This is a genomic window from Mameliella sp. AT18 (assembly GCF_028807275.1).
Lineage (GTDB): Bacteria > Pseudomonadota > Alphaproteobacteria > Rhodobacterales > Rhodobacteraceae > Antarctobacter > Antarctobacter albus.
This window is the reverse complement of sequence record NZ_JARAMO010000321.1, coordinates 1-15,389: the sequence shown is the minus strand read 5'-3', so window position 1 is coordinate 15,389 and position 15,389 is coordinate 1. Positions and strand designations below refer to the sequence as shown.

11 protein-coding genes are annotated in these 15,389 nt (G+C 65.5%); 5 read left to right on the top strand and 6 right to left on the bottom strand.

What is annotated here, in order from left to right; all coding sequences use genetic code 11:
• A partial coding sequence (locus PVW46_RS27520; RefSeq protein ID WP_274578274.1) for a cytochrome-c peroxidase occupies window positions 1–1,037 on the bottom strand: 1,037 nt, incomplete at its 3' end.
• A gap of 213 nt (window positions 1,038–1,250) precedes the next feature.
• Entirely contained in the window at window positions 1,251–1,745 is a 495-nt protein-coding gene (locus PVW46_RS27515) for a flavin reductase family protein (protein ID WP_043140998.1), read from the bottom strand.
• A 361-nt stretch (window positions 1,746–2,106) separates the two neighbouring features.
• On the opposite strand from PVW46_RS27515, the gene PVW46_RS27510 reads away from it, so the two are divergent.
• From PVW46_RS27510 to PVW46_RS27495, 4 genes are all read left to right on the top strand, one after another.
• Window positions 2,107–6,474, top strand: a complete 4,368-nt coding sequence (locus PVW46_RS27510) for an Ig-like domain-containing protein (RefSeq protein WP_274578273.1) — start codon at window positions 2,107–2,109, stop codon at window positions 6,472–6,474.
• Between the two features lie 87 nt (window positions 6,475–6,561).
• Window positions 6,562–7,878, top strand: a complete 1,317-nt coding sequence (locus PVW46_RS27505) for a TolC family protein (RefSeq protein WP_274578272.1) — start codon at window positions 6,562–6,564, stop codon at window positions 7,876–7,878.
• 17 nt (window positions 7,879–7,895) lie between these two features.
• Window positions 7,896–10,091 (top strand): ATP-binding cassette domain-containing protein, encoded by a 2,196-nt coding sequence (locus PVW46_RS27500; RefSeq protein ID WP_069209542.1) that lies wholly within the window; start codon window positions 7,896–7,898, stop codon window positions 10,089–10,091.
• The gene (locus PVW46_RS27495; RefSeq protein ID WP_069209492.1) at window positions 10,092–11,273 is read left to right on the top strand and encodes an HlyD family type I secretion periplasmic adaptor subunit; all 1,182 of its coding nucleotides are present in this window, start codon (window positions 10,092–10,094) and stop codon (window positions 11,271–11,273) included. It abuts the gene before it with no gap.
• A 168-nt stretch (window positions 11,274–11,441) separates the two neighbouring features.
• Here PVW46_RS27495 and dtd read toward each other — a convergent pair whose 3' ends face one another.
• The 3 genes from dtd to PVW46_RS27480 all read right to left on the bottom strand — a co-directional run bounded on the left by dtd (window position 11,442) and on the right by PVW46_RS27480 (window position 14,048).
• The gene (dtd, locus tag PVW46_RS27490) at window positions 11,442–11,885 is read right to left on the bottom strand and encodes a D-aminoacyl-tRNA deacylase (protein WP_069209491.1); all 444 of its coding nucleotides are present in this window, start codon (window positions 11,883–11,885) and stop codon (window positions 11,442–11,444) included.
• The gene (locus PVW46_RS27485; protein WP_069209490.1) at window positions 11,882–12,781 is read right to left on the bottom strand and encodes a carbohydrate kinase family protein; all 900 of its coding nucleotides are present in this window, start codon (window positions 12,779–12,781) and stop codon (window positions 11,882–11,884) included. Before PVW46_RS27485 ends, dtd begins: the two co-directional genes overlap by 4 nt.
• 115 nt (window positions 12,782–12,896) lie before the next feature.
• Window positions 12,897–14,048, bottom strand: a complete 1,152-nt coding sequence (locus tag PVW46_RS27480; protein ID WP_223306193.1) for a TFIIB-type zinc finger domain-containing protein — start codon at window positions 14,046–14,048, stop codon at window positions 12,897–12,899.
• A 143-nt stretch (window positions 14,049–14,191) separates the two neighbouring features.
• On the opposite strand from PVW46_RS27480, the gene PVW46_RS27475 reads away from it, so the two are divergent.
• Window positions 14,192–14,725, top strand: a complete 534-nt coding sequence (locus tag PVW46_RS27475) for a hypothetical protein (protein ID WP_088714748.1) — start codon at window positions 14,192–14,194, stop codon at window positions 14,723–14,725.
• Between the two features lie 13 nt (window positions 14,726–14,738).
• Here PVW46_RS27475 and PVW46_RS27470 read toward each other — a convergent pair.
• Window positions 14,739–15,389: DUF3228 family protein (locus PVW46_RS27470; protein WP_274578271.1), on the bottom strand; the 651-nt coding region annotated here is incomplete at its 5' end.

Sequence of the window (15,389 nt, the reverse complement as noted above, 5' to 3'; positions counted from 1 at the left end):
GCGCCGTTGTGCCCATAGGGCGCGGTCAGGGCCACGTTGCGCAGCGAGGGCGTGCGGAACTTGTAGGCGTCCTCTGGGTTGCGGGTGGTTTCCATCCGTCCCAGGTCATGCGGCATGGTGTCTTCGCCAAAGGGCCTGCCCGGCCCGAACTGCGGGATGCCCACGGCGTAGAAATTCTGATCGGTAAAGCGTGGCCCGTTGTGGCAGCCGGAACAGCCCGCGTCCCCGAAAAAGAGCTGCCGCCCACGCTCTGCCTCGGGTGAAAGCGGCGTGCCCTCGGTCAGCCACTTGTCGTAGGGGCTGTCATGGCTTTGCCATTCGGTCCCGATGAAGGCGGCGATGGCATTCACGATCTCGACGATGGTGATGTCGTCGGGATCGTGCACATCGGGATAGGTTGCCTTGAACAGGCGCTGGTATTCAGGAATCTCGCGCACACGGTCGGCCAGCATGGCCCAACCCAGGTCGATGCGTTCGGCAAAGGCGGCGCTGACCGGGTTTTCGTCCGGGTGCCCGGCCATTTCTGTCGGAGAGCTGATCGGGAACAGGGCCTGTGCCGCCAGTAGAGAGTTCAGCCCGGCGGGCGTGTATTCCTTGGCCGGTGTCTTGAAGGCGACATAGCCTGCGCCGATCCGTTCGACCCGGCCGTCATGGAACATCTCGCGCACCTCGCTATGTCCGAGGTTCCAAAGCGCGGGCGCGTTTCGGGGCACCCGTTCGGCGATCCGGTGGGTGCCCTCGCCCGGGGTCCGGTCGGGCCCCAGCCCGGTGCCGCCTTCGCCGATGCCCAGGCTGATGCCGTCGGCGCCGTGCAGGCTGTGGTGATGGCAGGTCGCGCAGCTGATGTTCTGGTTGCCGGACAGGATCTTGTCATAGAACAGCAGGCGGCCAAGCTGGGCCTCCTGGGCGTCGAAATCCAGAAAGTCCTGCGCCAGGATCGCATCTGCCCGCGAGTGCGTGGGCATCAAGGTGGCCAGGGTGATCAACAGGGCAGGGGCCCAAAAGCCGGGGAAAGAGCGATAAAATCTGAGGATCATGACGAACCTGTCTTTTGAAATGCCGAGTGCGTCAGCGGATAACAAAACTGTGAGCAATCCGGGGCCACTTGGCAAGCTTTGGAAAAGACAGAAATTTCCAGATCCCGCTTTCGCTAGGGGAAACAAGGGGTTTCCGTAGCGGAAATCGTTCCCGATCCGGGCCGTGACGCCGAATTTTCCCGCCAATGCGGTTTCTTGCGGCGTTCCGGGCGATCAGTCGGCGGAAAAGCTGCCGTAGCGCCCGCCCTGAAACAAGAGCGGAGCACCTTCGCGGGAGCTGACCCGTTCCACATGGCCCAGCAGGATCGAGTGGTCGCCGCCGTCATGCGCTGCCACCTGACGGCACTCGAAACGTGCCAGGCAGCCCTCGATCAGGGGGACACCTGACGCGCTCCGGCGCCAGTCGAAGGCGTCGAAGGCATCGCCGTCGCGGGCGAATGCGCGGCAGAGATCGAATTGGTCGGCGCCCATGACATGTATCGCGAACCGATCTGCCGCCATGAAGAACGGGTAACGCGACGAGGATTTTGCCGGAGCCCAGAGCACCAGCGGCGGATCCAGGGAAACCGAGGAAAAGCTGTTGGCGGTGATGCCAAGCGGTCCGGTCGTCGTGGCGCAGGTGATCACCGTCACCCCGGTGCCGAAACGGCCCAGGGCATCGCGGAAAGCGCGGCCATCGGTCTGTGCGGGATCGAAGTCTTGCGTCATCTGGCTCGTATCGCAGCCGGGTCCACCTTGGCCGAGGGTGGAGAACCGGGCATCCTTTCCTTGCTGGCCGTCGGCACCATCCTAGATGCGCGCCGCCCGGTCCACCCCGTTTCCGGCCGGGAAGGAGGGATGGACAAGCGCAATCGCACCCTGTTGGTGGGCGCCACATTTTTGTCACAGCTCATGGCAGATATGGCGCATGGCGCCGCAGTTTCCCCCTCATATCGGGCAAATCGGGAAATTCTCTGTAGCGAAAGCGATAAAATTAGGTTATTTCGCGATGAGAAATAACAAGCCCGCCATACAAAAAATCAGGCGGGCACAGAGGTAGAGCGGTGTGATTATGAACGCGATTAAATTCGTGACCCGTACCCGTGCGGGCATTTTGGAACGTGGTGAAGTCAACAGCGATGGTCAAGGATACCTGATCGACGCAACCGGCGGCCAGGAAATTTCCCTCAACATCAGTCAATCGGATGTGCGCGGCTACGATCGGACCGCGAATGACCTGCTGATCACCCTGGCCGATGGCCGCGTGATCGTGCTCGAAAATTACTTCGACGGCGGTGACGCGGGCGGCAAGCTGTATCTGAGTGCCTACGGGACCTTGAACGAAGTCACTTTCGTCGAGGCCGAGGGCGGGGCGCTTTTTGCCCAGTACGGCCCGACCGAGGAATGGGGCAAGTGGAGCCCGACAGACGCGCTCATCTTTATCGACGAACCGACCGTTGTTGCAGAGGCGCCGGTCCCCGTGGACGAGGGTAACGAGGTCAGCATGCTGGCCGCTGGCCTGATCGGCATGGGTGGCCTCGGCGCCGCAGGCCTGGGCGCGGCCGCGCTGGGCGGTGCCGCGCTGCTGGGTGGCGGAGACGGCGACAGTGGCGGCGGCGGTGGCGGCGGGGGGCTTGGCTGGACCCCGCCCACCGTGGATGACCCGGACGCGGATTATACAATCGACGGCGGCGATACGCCCAGTCTCACCATCACCGGCACGGCCAACCCAGGTTCGATCATCGAGATCACCATCGGCGGGATCACCGTCACCGGCGAGGCCGATGAGGACGGCATCTGGAAGATCGTCTTCGAAGGCGACAATTTCCCACCCGATGGCAGCTATGCGGACATTCCCGTCAAGGTCACGGACCCGGACGGGACCGTGACTTACCTCGATGGTCCCTCTTTCGTGATCGACACCACGCCGCCGCCGGTCGACGTGACCGACGGCACCGTCTCCACCGGCGACCTCGTCAACGACGACGACCATCAGGACGGTGTCACCGTGACCGGCGAGGGCGAGCCGGGCTCGACCATCACGATCACAGTGGACGACACCACGCAGACCACGGTTGTCGACGAGAACGGCAACTGGTTCTTCGACTTCTCCTCGGCGGTCTTCCCTCCGGGCACCTACGGCAAGGACATCACCCTTGTTGCCACCGATGATTTTGGCAACAGCACCACGGTCTACGACGTGGTGCAGGTGGATACCGAAAACACCATCAAGCTGACCAACCTGCCATTGACTGGCGACAACGTGATTTCCGGGGGAGAGGTCGCCGCAGGCGTGACCTTCACCGGCACGACCGACGCGGGATCGACCGTCACCGTGACCGTCGATGGCGTGACCCACAGCGCAACCGCCGATGCCGATGGCAACTGGAGCGTGACATTCGCCCAGGGAGACCTGGCCACAGGCACCTATTCCGCCACGGCGCAGATCGTCTCGACCGACCCGGCGGGCAATGTCGTCACGACGAGCCATGATTTCGACGTGGACACCGAGACCGCCGTCACCGTGAACACGGCAATAGTCGGTGGGGATGGGGTCATCAACGCGGGCGAGGCCGACGCAGGTGTCGCCGTGACAGGCACGGCAGAGCCGGGCGCCACGGTTGTCGTCTCGACCAATGGCGAAAGCTATACGACCACGGCCACCGCAACCGGTGGCTGGTCGGTTGACATCCCCTCTGTCAGCCTGCCGCGCGGCACGATGGCGCTTGAGATCAGCGCCACGGCCACGGACCTGGCCGGCAATACCATGACCGCGACCGGCAGCGTCGATATCGACACCGAACTGGCGCTGACGCTCGACACTTCGAGCATCGCGGTGGACGGTATCGTCAACAGCACCGAACACGCGGGCATGATCGCCTTTACCGGCACGGGCGAGCCGGGCGCGACGGTCACATTGGAACTGTATGGCGAGACGGCCACCGCCGTCGTCGGCGCCGATGGCACTTGGTCCATGCCCTTTCCGGCCAGCGTCCTGCCGACAAATGCGGGGCAGGCCGACAGCATCGCGGTCCTGGCCACCGTCACCTCGACCGACCCGGCGGGCAACATGGCCTTCGCCTCGGGCGGGTTCGAGATCGACGTGACCAACCATGTCGAGGTTTACACGGCTTCCGTCGAAGGCGACGGGGTGGTGAATGCCGCCGAGCGTGCCGATGGTGTGCTGTTGACCGGTTACACCGAAGCAACGGGCGCGGGCTCCTCCGTCACCGTCACGGTGAATGGCACAGCCTATGACGCGACGATCAACTTCGACGGCACCTGGTCCGTGGTCCTGCCGGCGGCAGAGATCCCCGAAGGCCAGACCTCGCTTGACGTTCTGGCGACCTCCATCGACGGGGCGGGCAATGTGGTTACGGCCACCGGCACCATCGCCATCGACACGACAACCAATGTCGCGGTCATGACCAGCGGCGTCGAGGGTGACGGCGTGGTGAACGCCGCCGAGCGCAGCGATGGTGTGACCCTGACCGGCACCGCCGAACCTGGCAGCACCGTCATGGTGACGCTGGGTGCGATGACACACCAAGCCACCGTGGCGGCCGATGGCAGCTGGACCGCCGATTTCGCCGCGGCCGAGATCCCGGCAGGCGAACGCACGCTGGACGTCACCGCGACCTCGACCGATCCGGCGGGCAACACTGCCACCGCGAATGGCAGCATCGACGTCGATACACTCGTGCGCGACTTTGCCATCACATCCACCCCGGGCGGGGTGGATGCGGTCATCAACGCCGACGAGGCGGCGCAGGGCCTTGTCCTGACGGGCACGACGGAACCGGGCGGCAGCGTGCGCATCACGCTGAACGGCCACACCGTGCAGGCCTCGGTGGACGCGGGCGGCAACTGGACCGCCAGCTTTGACCCCGCGCAGCTGCCCAGCGGCGAGCAGACCGTCACGCTGACGGCAGTCTCGACCGATCCGGCCGGCAATACCGAGACCATCACCCAGCCCGTCACCATCGACACCGATGCGGGCACGCTGACCATCAGCCCCGACCCGGTCGAGGGGGACGATGTGGTGAACCTGGTCGAGGCCTCGGACGGGGTGACGATCAAGGGCACCTCGGACCCGGGCCAGGTGGTGAACGTGACGCTGAACGGCGTGACGCACGCGGTGCAGACCGATCCCTCGGGCAACTGGTCGCTGGACTTCGCCCCCGGAGAAATCGCACCGGGCACCTATACCGCCGATATTTCCGCCACCATCACCGACAGCGCGGGCAACACCCTGACCCGTACCGACAGCGTCCAGGTTGACACCGAGGTGCTGAACTTTGCCGCCTCCGGTGCGCCGGTCGAGGGCGACAATGTAATCAACGCCGACGAGGCCAGCGACGGCTTTGTCCTGACCGGCACGACAGAGCCGGGCGGCACCGTCTCCGTCACCTTCGAAGGGGTCACCCGTGACGCCACGGTCGATGCCTCCGGCAACTGGAGCGTCGGATTTCAGGCCGGGGACATTCCCGCCGGAGAAAAGGCCACCTCTGCGGTGATCGACACCACGGATGCGGCGGGCAACACGGCAACGACCTCGGTCGCTTTCGACATCGACACGGAGGTCAACCTGCTGGCCATGTCCTCGGACCCGGTCACGCCGGATGGCGTCATCAACGCGGCAGAGGCCCGTCAGGGCGTCACCCTGACCGGCGTGGTCGAGCAGGGGTCGAGCGTCTCGGTCACCGTGGGCGGCATGGTGCATGTGGCCACGGTCGATGCCTCGGGCAATTGGTCGGTGGACATACCGTCCTCGGCCATTCCCACAGGCACGCTGTCGGCCCCGGTCCTGATCGAGGCCGTGGACGCCGCGGGCAACACCCGCGCCATGACGGAAACGCTGAGCGTGGATACCGATGCACCCGGCACTCTGAACTGGACCGGCTATGGCCGCGACGGATCCGGGGTGGACCTGATCCGGACCGAGATCACCGAGGACGATGTTTTCCTTGGCCAGCTGAGCGATCCGTCGGGAACGCCGGATGTGACGGCGGTTTCCATCGATGCCAGCACGGATATCGAGGCGATCGGCCAGACCTACATCGACCTCGACGGGTCGGTGGCGGATGGCACGCACCTGGTGCTGGCCTCGACGGATGCGGCGGGCAACACCTCCGGGTCCTACCTTGTCACCGACGATCCCCTGACCAACACGGTGCTGATGTCCGACGACATCGCAGAGGCCCTGTCCGACTTCCAGATCGACACCATCGACCTGCACTTCGCCGAGGACAGCAACCTCACCATCACCGAGGCACAGATCAAGGCGCTGTCGGAGAACAGCGACACGGTCACCATTCGGGGTGGATCTGACGACAGCGTGACAATCACCGGAGCCACCGCCGAGGGCAACGACGGCAACGGGTTCAACGTCTTCAGCCTTGGCGACGCGACCCTGCTGATCGAGGATGACATCACCCAGATCCACGGCGTCACCTGACCCGATCAAGACCGTCCGCAGGCCCGGCAGAGAACCGGGCCGCGGATCCCGCTTCATAACCATAATCGCGCCGAGACGGGGGCACACATGAGGATAGGCAGGCACGGCCTGGGCATGATCGTGGTGGCGGTCGCGCTCTCGGGCTGCATGAAGGACATGGGCGTGGTGTCCCGTTTCGCAGGTGGCTCCAATCCGCCAGCGGAGGAAATCGTTGCGCGCGCGGCCAATGCGCCGCGCCCTGATCCCGCCCAGGCCGCCCCTGTCATCCATGCCCTGTCTCTGCGTGTCACGGTGGTTGAACCGGGCACGCCCTATGCCAGCGTCGCAAACGCGGTCATCGCCTCGGACAACCGGGTGGCGGCTGCGGAACTGCATGTGGCGCAGCTGCGGGCCGATGCGGCCAAATTCAACTGGCTGCCGGCCATTGGGCCGCGCATTTCGTTGAACTCGCTGGGCGATTTTGTGGCCGACCTGGTCATCAACCAGGTGCTCTTCGACAATGGCCGCAAAAAGGCGGAGCGGGACCTGGCCAAGGCGCATGTGGAACTGGCCGCCGTCAAGCTGGTCGAGGATGGCAACGACCGCGTGGACGACGCGCTGAAACTCTATATCCGGGCCGAGGAAAACCGCGAACTGGCCGCGCACCTGGAACTGGCGCTCAAGGATATGACCCATTTCGAGTGGATCATGAATGAAAGGGTGCGGGGCGGTGTCTCGGACATGTCCGACCTCAATATCCTGCGACAGAAGCTTGCCAGCATCCGCGCCCGGAGGGGCGAGGCGCTGGAAACCGCGCGCACCGCGCTGGAAGAACTCGACGCGATGGCGGGGCGCCCGCTGACAGAGGTGCGAGGTCTTGGTGGGCTGCGCGATGCCTCGGGCGGGGCAGCGCTGGGCGTGCTCAGGGCGCAGGTCGAACGTGACATCGCCGTGGCCAAGGCGAAAATCGCCCGCGCAAGCCATCTGCCCAGTCTCGTGGCCAGCGGCTCGGTTGGTGACAGCGGGCGGCTGGGCAGTCTCGACATCGGGTCGGATTCGCTGTTTTCGCTGGGCACCGTGTCGGACCTGCGGGCCATCGAAGCCAGCAAGGAGGCCGCCGAGCGCCGGATCGGTGACGCCCGCGAAACCGCGGACCGCGCCATCCGCAGCCAGTCCAGCCAACTGGCCGCCTATACGCGCCAGGCCAAGGAGGCAGAGCTGCTGACCCGGCAGGCCAAGCAGAACCTCGACCTGTTCCAGCGCCAGTACGACGGCGGCCAGAGGCAGGTCATGGACGTGGTCGGCGTCTACGAGACCTATGCTGCCGCGCTGGAGACGGCCATAGAGCTGAAATACAAGGCCGCGCGCGCCGAACTGGAACTGGCCCGCCTGCGCGGGGCCCTGGCCGAAGGGGCGCAGATGTGAGCAAGGGCATGTTCGAGATGGCGGGGAAGGCAGGCAAGGCGATGTTGCGCGCCGTGCCCGCCGGGGCCGCCGCCAACGCCGCCCGCCGCGCCCCTCGTCATACCGACCGCGCCCGCGCCCGTGCCACGCTGATCCGCGTGCTGGCCGGGCGGCTTGGGGTCGAGCCCAGGCTCTCGGACATTCTCGAAGCCCTGTCGCCCCGTGCCGGATCGGGCGACAGCTATGATGCCGGGGCGCTGCTGGCGGGCCTGCAGGCCGCCGGGCTGGTCGCCCATGTCGAAACGCCGGACAGCCTTGTGCCCGGACTGTGGCCCGCGCTGGCGCTGATGACCAATGGCCAGGCGGTGCTGGTGCTCTCGCAAGAGGGGCACAGCCTCACCATCTACGACGAAACCGCCGCCTCGCGCCGGTCCGAGGTATCGCTGGGCGAATTCGGCTCGGTCTTTGCCGGGCAACTCCTGCAGGCCGAGGCGCCGGTGCAGGCCCTGTCCGAGGTCCATGCCGCGACCGAACGGCAGGCGCATTGGTTCTGGGGCCAGTTCGCGCGCTTTCGCAAGCATTTCGCCGAGGTCGCGCTGGGGTCCTTCGTGGCGAATATCCTCGCGGTTTCGGTCGCCCTGTTCTCGTTGCAGGTCTATGATCGGGTGATCCCGCACCAGTCCGAGGCGACGCTCTGGGTGCTGGCCGCGGGCGCCGTGATCGCTTTGCTGCTGGAGGCCCTGCTCAAGGTCTCTCGCTCGCAACTCCTCGACGGGGCGGGGCGCCAGATCGAGATGGGCGTTCAGGGCCTGTTGATGAACCGCCTGCTGGGGATGCGGTCGGACCTGCCGGGGCGCTCGCCCTCGCAGCTGTTTGCCGCCGTGCGCGAATTCGGCTCGGTGCGTGAGTTCTTTACCGCCTCGACCGTGGGGGCGCTGGCGGACATCCCCTTCATCTTCGTCTTTCTCCTGCTTGTCTGGTCCATCGCGGGCAGCGTCGTCTGGGTCCTGATCGCGGGCGGCCTGTTGATGGTCATCCCCGGTTTCTTCCTTCAGAAACGCATGATCCGTCTGACACAGGAAATGCAGGGCGCCAGTGCCCGGCAATCGCGCCTGCTACAAGAGGCGGTGGTCGAACTGGACACGATCAAGACCCAGCGTGCCGAGGATCGCTTTGCCCGCGTCTGGGAGGAACTGACCGCCGTTCAGGCGCTGAAATCCTCGGATCAACGCCGTCTGGCCGCCACGCTGACCTTCTGGAGCCAGGGGCTGCAACAGGCCACCTATGTCGGAGCGGTCATCACCGGAACCTATCTCGTCTTTGCCGGGGAATTCACCGTCGGCTCGATCATCGCGGTGGGCATCCTGTCGTCGCGAACGCTGGCGCCGCTGACGCAGCTTGCGGGCATCCTGGCCCGCTGGGGCAACGTCAAGGCGGCGCTCGACGGGCTGGACGGCATCGCCAATGTTCCCCAGGACCGTGCCGAGGCGCGCCATTACCTGCGCCGCGAACGCCTGCAAGGACAGTACGAACTGCGCGAGGCCAGCTATCGCTACGATCCCGAAGGCGCCGCTGTACTGGACCTGGACAAGCTGACGATCCAGCCGGGCCAGACGATCGCGGTGCTGGGGGCCAACGGGTCCGGCAAGTCGACACTGCTCAAGCTGTTGTCTGGTCTCTACGCGCCCGCCAGCGGCAAGATCCTGATCGATGGCACGGAAATGGCCCAGATCGAGCCGCGCGACCTGCGTCGGTCCATCGGTTATCTGGGCCAGGAGGTCCGGCTGTTTCACGGCACGCTGCGTGACAACCTCAACCTCAGCCTGCTGGAACGCGACGACGACCGCCTGCTGGAGGCGCTGGATTTTGCCGGGCTGGGACAGTTCGTGAAATCGCATCCCAAGGGGCTGGACCTCGACATTCGTGACGGCGGCGAGGGCCTGTCGGTGGGGCAGCGTCAATCCATCGGCTGGGCGCGGCTCTGGCTTCAGGACCCGGATGTCTGCCTGCTGGACGAACCCACGGCCGCGTTGGACCAGACGCTGGAAAAAACGCTGATCTCGCGGCTGGAGTCCTGGCTGGAGGGGCGCACGGCGGTAATCGCGACGCATCGCGTGCCGATCCTCAGCCTCGCCTCGCGCACGCTGATCCTGGCGAACGGCCGCATGGCGATCGACGGGCCGCGCGACCAGGTGCTGGATCACCTGCGCACCGTCCAGACGGGGAGCGCGTAAATGGCGACCACGGCAACCAATCTTTCCGCGCAGCTGTCGAAGGACATCAAGGGGCCATCGCTGACGATCTGGCTTTGCGCCGGGTCGGTCTGGGCCTTCATCATCTGGGCCAACTTTGCCTGGCTGGACGAAATCGTCCGCGGCGATGGCGAGATCATCTCGTCTTCGCGCCCGCAGATCATCCAGAACCTCGAAGGCGGTATCCTGTCCGAACTGATGGTCAAGGAAGGCGACGAGGTGCTGCGTGGCGATGTGCTGGCGCGGCTGCATGGAACACAATTCAGATCCTCGGTCGATGACCTGCAGGACCAGATCACCGCGCTGGAAATCCGCCGCCTGCGGCTGGAGGCCGAACTGCAGGGGGCCTCGGTTGTCGAGGTGCCGCGCGACCTGGCGCAGCGGTCACCGCAGATGGTCGCTTCGGAACAGGCGCTGCTGGCTGCGCGGCAATCGGACTACTTCAAACGACGGCAGGGCGCGGACAGGGTGCTGGAACAGGCGGCCTCGGAGCTGAAGCTGATGGAGGACCTGCTGGACAAGAAGGTGGTCGCCCTGATCGAGGTGACCCGGGCCCGCAAGGCGCACGCGGACGCGCAGAAATCCTATGACGAGATCGTCACCCAGACGGAACTCGTCCGGGCCGAGGAATACTCGGAAACGCTCAAGGAACTGGCGACACTGCAGCAGAACCTCAAGGCCTCGAAGGACCAGTTGGACCGGACGGTATTGACCTCGCCCATGCATGGTATCGTCAATAAGCTGTCGGTCACGACCATCGGCGGCGTCGTGCGCCCGGGCGAGGAGATCATGCAGATCATCCCCGTCGACGAAGACCTGTACGTCGAGGCCAAGGTGCGTCCGCAGGACATCGCGGGCATCCGGCCGGGGCAGGAGGCGACGATCAAGCTGACCGCCTATGACTACACGATCTACGGCACGCTGAAGGGCCGCGTTTCGGTGATCTCGGCCGATACCTTCAAGGACGAGCGCCGCCCCGAATCGGAGCCGCATTACAAGGTCACGGTACGGGTGGACATGTCGGCCCTGACCGACCGCCAGGTGGCGATGGAAATTCGCCCCGGCATGCAGGCGCAGGCCGAGCTGCACACGGGGCAGAAAACCGTCCTGCAATACCTGCTGAAACCGCTCTACAAGTCGCGCGAAGCCTTCCGCGAACCGTGATCCGAATGGGCCGCCTGCGGCGGCGCTTTGTCTCTCGCCCGCCGCCTTCGGCTCTGGGCTCGGAGTCTTTCGGGTATTTGCGCCAAGAAGAAGCCCAAGGACGCGCCATGTGTTTCTTCTTGGTTCAAATACTCCCGGGGGTGCGGGGGCTGGCCCCCGCGTGGCGACCTATCCGTCCGAATCCATCCAGATGGTCACTGGCCCATCGTTGACGAGGCTCACAGCCATGTCGGCGCCGAAACGGCCTGTGGCAACGGGCAGGCTCTGCGCCTGTAGCGCGCTGGCGAAATACTCGTAGAGCCTTTGTCCCTCGGCGGGCGGTGCGGCGGTGGAAAAGCCGGGACGGTTGCCGCGCGACGTGTCGGCAGCAAGTGTGAACTGGCTGACCACCAGCGCCGCGCCCCCGATGTCGAGGAGAGATCGGTTCATGCGCCCCTCGTCGTCCTTGAAGATGCGCAGCTTGGCAATCTTGGCGGCGAGCTTGTCGGCTTCTGCCTCGGCATCGCCCTGCATGGCGCAGATCAGCACAAGCATACCCTGGCCGATTTCTCCGATGGTGGCGCCGCCGACATCGACCCGGGCCGAGATGACGCGCTGGATCAGGGCCCTCACAGCTCGGCCTCGCAGGGGGGATTGGCGCCCGCGCGGCTGACGGTGACGGCTGCGGCGCGGACGCCCAGGTCCGCAGCCTTGGCGAGATCGGTGCCCCAGGCTGCGGCCAGGGCGGGGCGGGTCAGCAGACCGGCCCGATGCAGGCCGGCAAGGAAACCTGCGTTGAACGTGTCGCCGGCGCCCACAGTGTCGACCACCTCGACTTTTCGGGCCGGGACGCGAGTCTCGCCCTCGCGGGTGACGACATCGACACCCTCGGCGCCGCGGGTGACCAGCACCACCGCGGTTCCTTCGCGCAGCAATGTGCCGGGGTCGGTGCCGAGCCAGTCCATGTCCTCGTCCGACAGCTTGACGATATCGGCACGGGACAGCATCCGCGCCAGGCGCGCGCGATAGGCGGTTTCGTCGGTGATGAAGCCGGGACGGATGTTCGGATCGATCATCACGACACGGTCGCCCGCACCGGCGCAGAGCGTGGCGTAGCTGTTGGCCTGCGGCTCCGAGACAAGGCTGATGCCGCCGAAGAAGAGCGCCTCTGTGCCAAGGCCGAGGTCCGGCAATTCTGGCTCCGACAGCATCCGCCCGGCGGTGTTCTCGTCGTAGAAGGCGTATTGCGCCTGCCCGTTCGTGAGGGTGACGAAGGCCAGCGTGGTCGGCCGGGACGAGCGGGGGCAGAGGCTGTAGTCGACCTGCGAGGCGGCCAGGGCCTCGGCCAGGATCTGGCCGAAGAGATCCTGCGACAGCCCGCCAAGATAGCCGGAAGGCGCACCAAGCCGGCCCAGGGCGATGGCCGTGTTGAAGACCGCCCCGCCCGCATAGGGCGCAAAGGCCTGTTCCCCTGTGCCCGTCTCGCGGGGCAACATGTCGATCAGTGCTTCGCCGCAGCAGAGGATCATGGGCGCTCTCCCTGTTTGTTGTTTGCGCTAACTATACCGCAGTACGGCCCTGGTCAAAGCCCGAGCGGCGTAGAAAGTGGAAGAGTTCGGTTCGCCAGGGGCAAGGCGCTGCGATTTACTGGTTCACGGCGATCAGGTAGCCGATGCCGCCGGCGACGATCAGGCCCAGCACCACGGCAAAGGTGATTTTCCAGACCGACCAGGGGCGTTCGCCGCGCACCCGGCCCGACCGGCCGTTGACCACGAACCGATAGCTTTGGCCGCGGTACTTGTAGGCGGCCATCCAGACCGGCAGCAGGACGTGCTTGAAGGTGATGTCGCGCATCTCGGTGTCGATGTTGTGCACGCGCTGGCGGTCTCCGCCGATGTCGAATTTCACGTCGCGGTGAATCTGCTGGTCCATCTTGACCTTGGCCTCGGCGAAACCTTCGTCGAGGTCGACCTGGTAGCCTTCGGCCCGGAAACCGGCCAGGAATTCCGGCCTGTAAGGCTCCATCGCCGAGAGATCCCAAGGCTCTAGCGCGTCGGTGTACCGTTTTGGCAGGGCCTTTGAGGCCAGCACCAGAACGTCGTCGAAGAAGCGTTTGACCCGGCCAGACACGCGGGTCCAGCGGATCTTTTGCACGCGCTCTGTTTCCATCTTGCCGTCGCGCATGACCTGCCGGGTCTCGTAGTAGACGGTTCCGCGCTCGCCGCGATAGTCCGAACTCGTGTCGGCATCGAAGGTCCAGAAGGGGACGTAGATGCCGGTCAGCTTGCGTCCCTTGCGGGCGTATTCCTGCAAGCCGTTGGGCGCGAACCAGAGCTTGCCCAGCCATTCGTTCATCGCATCGTGTGCGGCGCGTTCGTCCAGTGCGAAGGGCAGCAGCCCGCGCGGCTTGATGTGCCGGTGCGTGCCGGTGTCGGTGACGACGGGCGTGGCGCAAAACGGGCATTCGGCGGAATGGACGTCGGGATCGAATTCCACCTGCGCGGCGCAGTTCGGGCAGGTCGAAACCCGGGTTTCCTCCATTTCCTGCAAGGGCAGGAGATTGTTCATCGCGGCTTGGAAATCGAGTTCGCGGATGCCACCCTCCCAGGGGCCGGTGGCGACATCGACCTCGGACGTGTTGCCGCAGTGTTCGCAGACCAACATGCCCCTGTCCGGATCGAACCGGAAATCGGCGCCGCACTGGTCACAGGGAAAGCGGTGCTCGTCCGTGGCGTCCTTGGACGAGGCCGGTGGCGGCGGGGCGTCGGAGGGGGGAGGTGGGGGCAGATCACTCATGTCGAAAAAGGCATCAAGCTGTGGCGTTTGTCCGCATCCTTGCGCGGATTGGTCCCCGGGGAAAGGGAAAATCCCGGTTGCCTGCCCTTGGCGCTGCCCGACGCGGAGGCTAGCGTGGCGGCAGCTGACAAGGGAGCGTTCGAATGATGCGAGGTCTGGTCCTGGGATTTGTGTGGCTGGCGGGGGCCGCCCTGGCAGAGCCCGTGACCTATGCCTTTGAATGGACCGGCGGTGGCGGCTACTCGGTCAAGGGCGCGCTGCAATATGACAGCGCCGCCATCAGTGGCCCCTTCGTCCTTGCGCAGGATCTGAGCTGTTTCGTGATCGAGGGCAGCAAGGAGGGAGAGCCGGTGGGCCGCTGGGCGCTAACCATGCTGAACGAGGAAACCAGCTGGCGGCTGCATTTCGACCCTGCGTCGGCTAGTTTCCTTGTGGACGGCGAAGGCATCTGGATGCCGCAGGCCTGGAATATGAACGGCGAGGGGAATGACTGCGGCAAGGACGGGTTCGGCTTCAACATCGGCAACGCGGCGCAGGACATCTGCGTCGACAACCGGTTGATCTTTGAAAGCCAGGTGGCACCGGGCGAGCCCTTTCCGGCGATCAGGGTCGAGGGGTTCGACTTTCCCGGCGATGCCTGCAATGCTCCGCCGATGCTGAGCCTGCTGACGCGGTGACGCCCGTGGGCCGTCAGGTCTCTTCGGGTGGCCTGACGGCGGCGTGACGATCCCAAAAGGCAACGGCCCTGGCATAGGCGTCGGGGTCAATCTCTTGCCCCGACCCGCCGGCCGCGCGCCCCAGGGCGTTGCGCCATTGCGTGATCGGTGGCATCGGTGGCTCGACCGGTTCCAGAGTGCCTATGATAGAGACCACGCCCCAGTCACAATCGGGAACGCCCTGTTCCTCTGGGTAGTCGGCGGCCTCGGCCACCAGTTGCGCGTGGCTATAGAGGATCACGTCCAGCCAGCGCGCCACGGGCGCCTCGCCTTCGAACCAGCGTTCCAGAACCGCCATTTCGCCCTCACGGCGTGCGGCGTAGCCGCTGCGCAGCAGGTGGGCGTTCTCCGGGGTGATGGGGGCAAAGCCGCAACGGGTGGGGGTGTCGTTTTCAAGGAACAGGTGTTTGCAGAAAGGGGCATAGCCATCGGCCAGCGCCGCGCCTCCCGCAATGGCGGCGTTGCATCGGTCGGTCAGCTCTTCGGGTGAGATACCCTCGATCAGCGTGCCGCTGGCGCGCGGCTGCCAGTTGCGGCGCGCGAAATCGGTCATGGCGATCTGCATGATACGTCCTTGCTCTGCGATGTCTGTGGGCGCGAGGTCCCGGGGCAAGCCCGGGACGGG

Coding starts and splice junctions, on each gene's coding strand:
- PVW46_RS27515 (WP_043140998.1), bottom strand. CDS start 1,745: ATGACGCAAGACTTCGATCCCGCACAGACCGATGGCCGCGCTTTCCGC.
- PVW46_RS27505 (WP_274578272.1), top strand. CDS start 6,562: ATGAGGATAGGCAGGCACGGCCTGGGCATGATCGTGGTGGCGGTCGCG.
- PVW46_RS27500 (WP_069209542.1), top strand. CDS start 7,896: ATGGCGGGGAAGGCAGGCAAGGCGATGTTGCGCGCCGTGCCCGCCGGG.
- PVW46_RS27495 (WP_069209492.1), top strand. CDS start 10,092: ATGGCGACCACGGCAACCAATCTTTCCGCGCAGCTGTCGAAGGACATC.
- PVW46_RS27485 (WP_069209490.1), bottom strand. CDS start 12,781: ATGATCCTCTGCTGCGGCGAAGCACTGATCGACATGTTGCCCCGCGAG.
- PVW46_RS27480 (WP_223306193.1), bottom strand. CDS start 14,048: ATGAGTGATCTGCCCCCACCTCCCCCCTCCGACGCCCCGCCGCCACCG.
- PVW46_RS27475 (WP_088714748.1), top strand. CDS start 14,192: ATGATGCGAGGTCTGGTCCTGGGATTTGTGTGGCTGGCGGGGGCCGCC.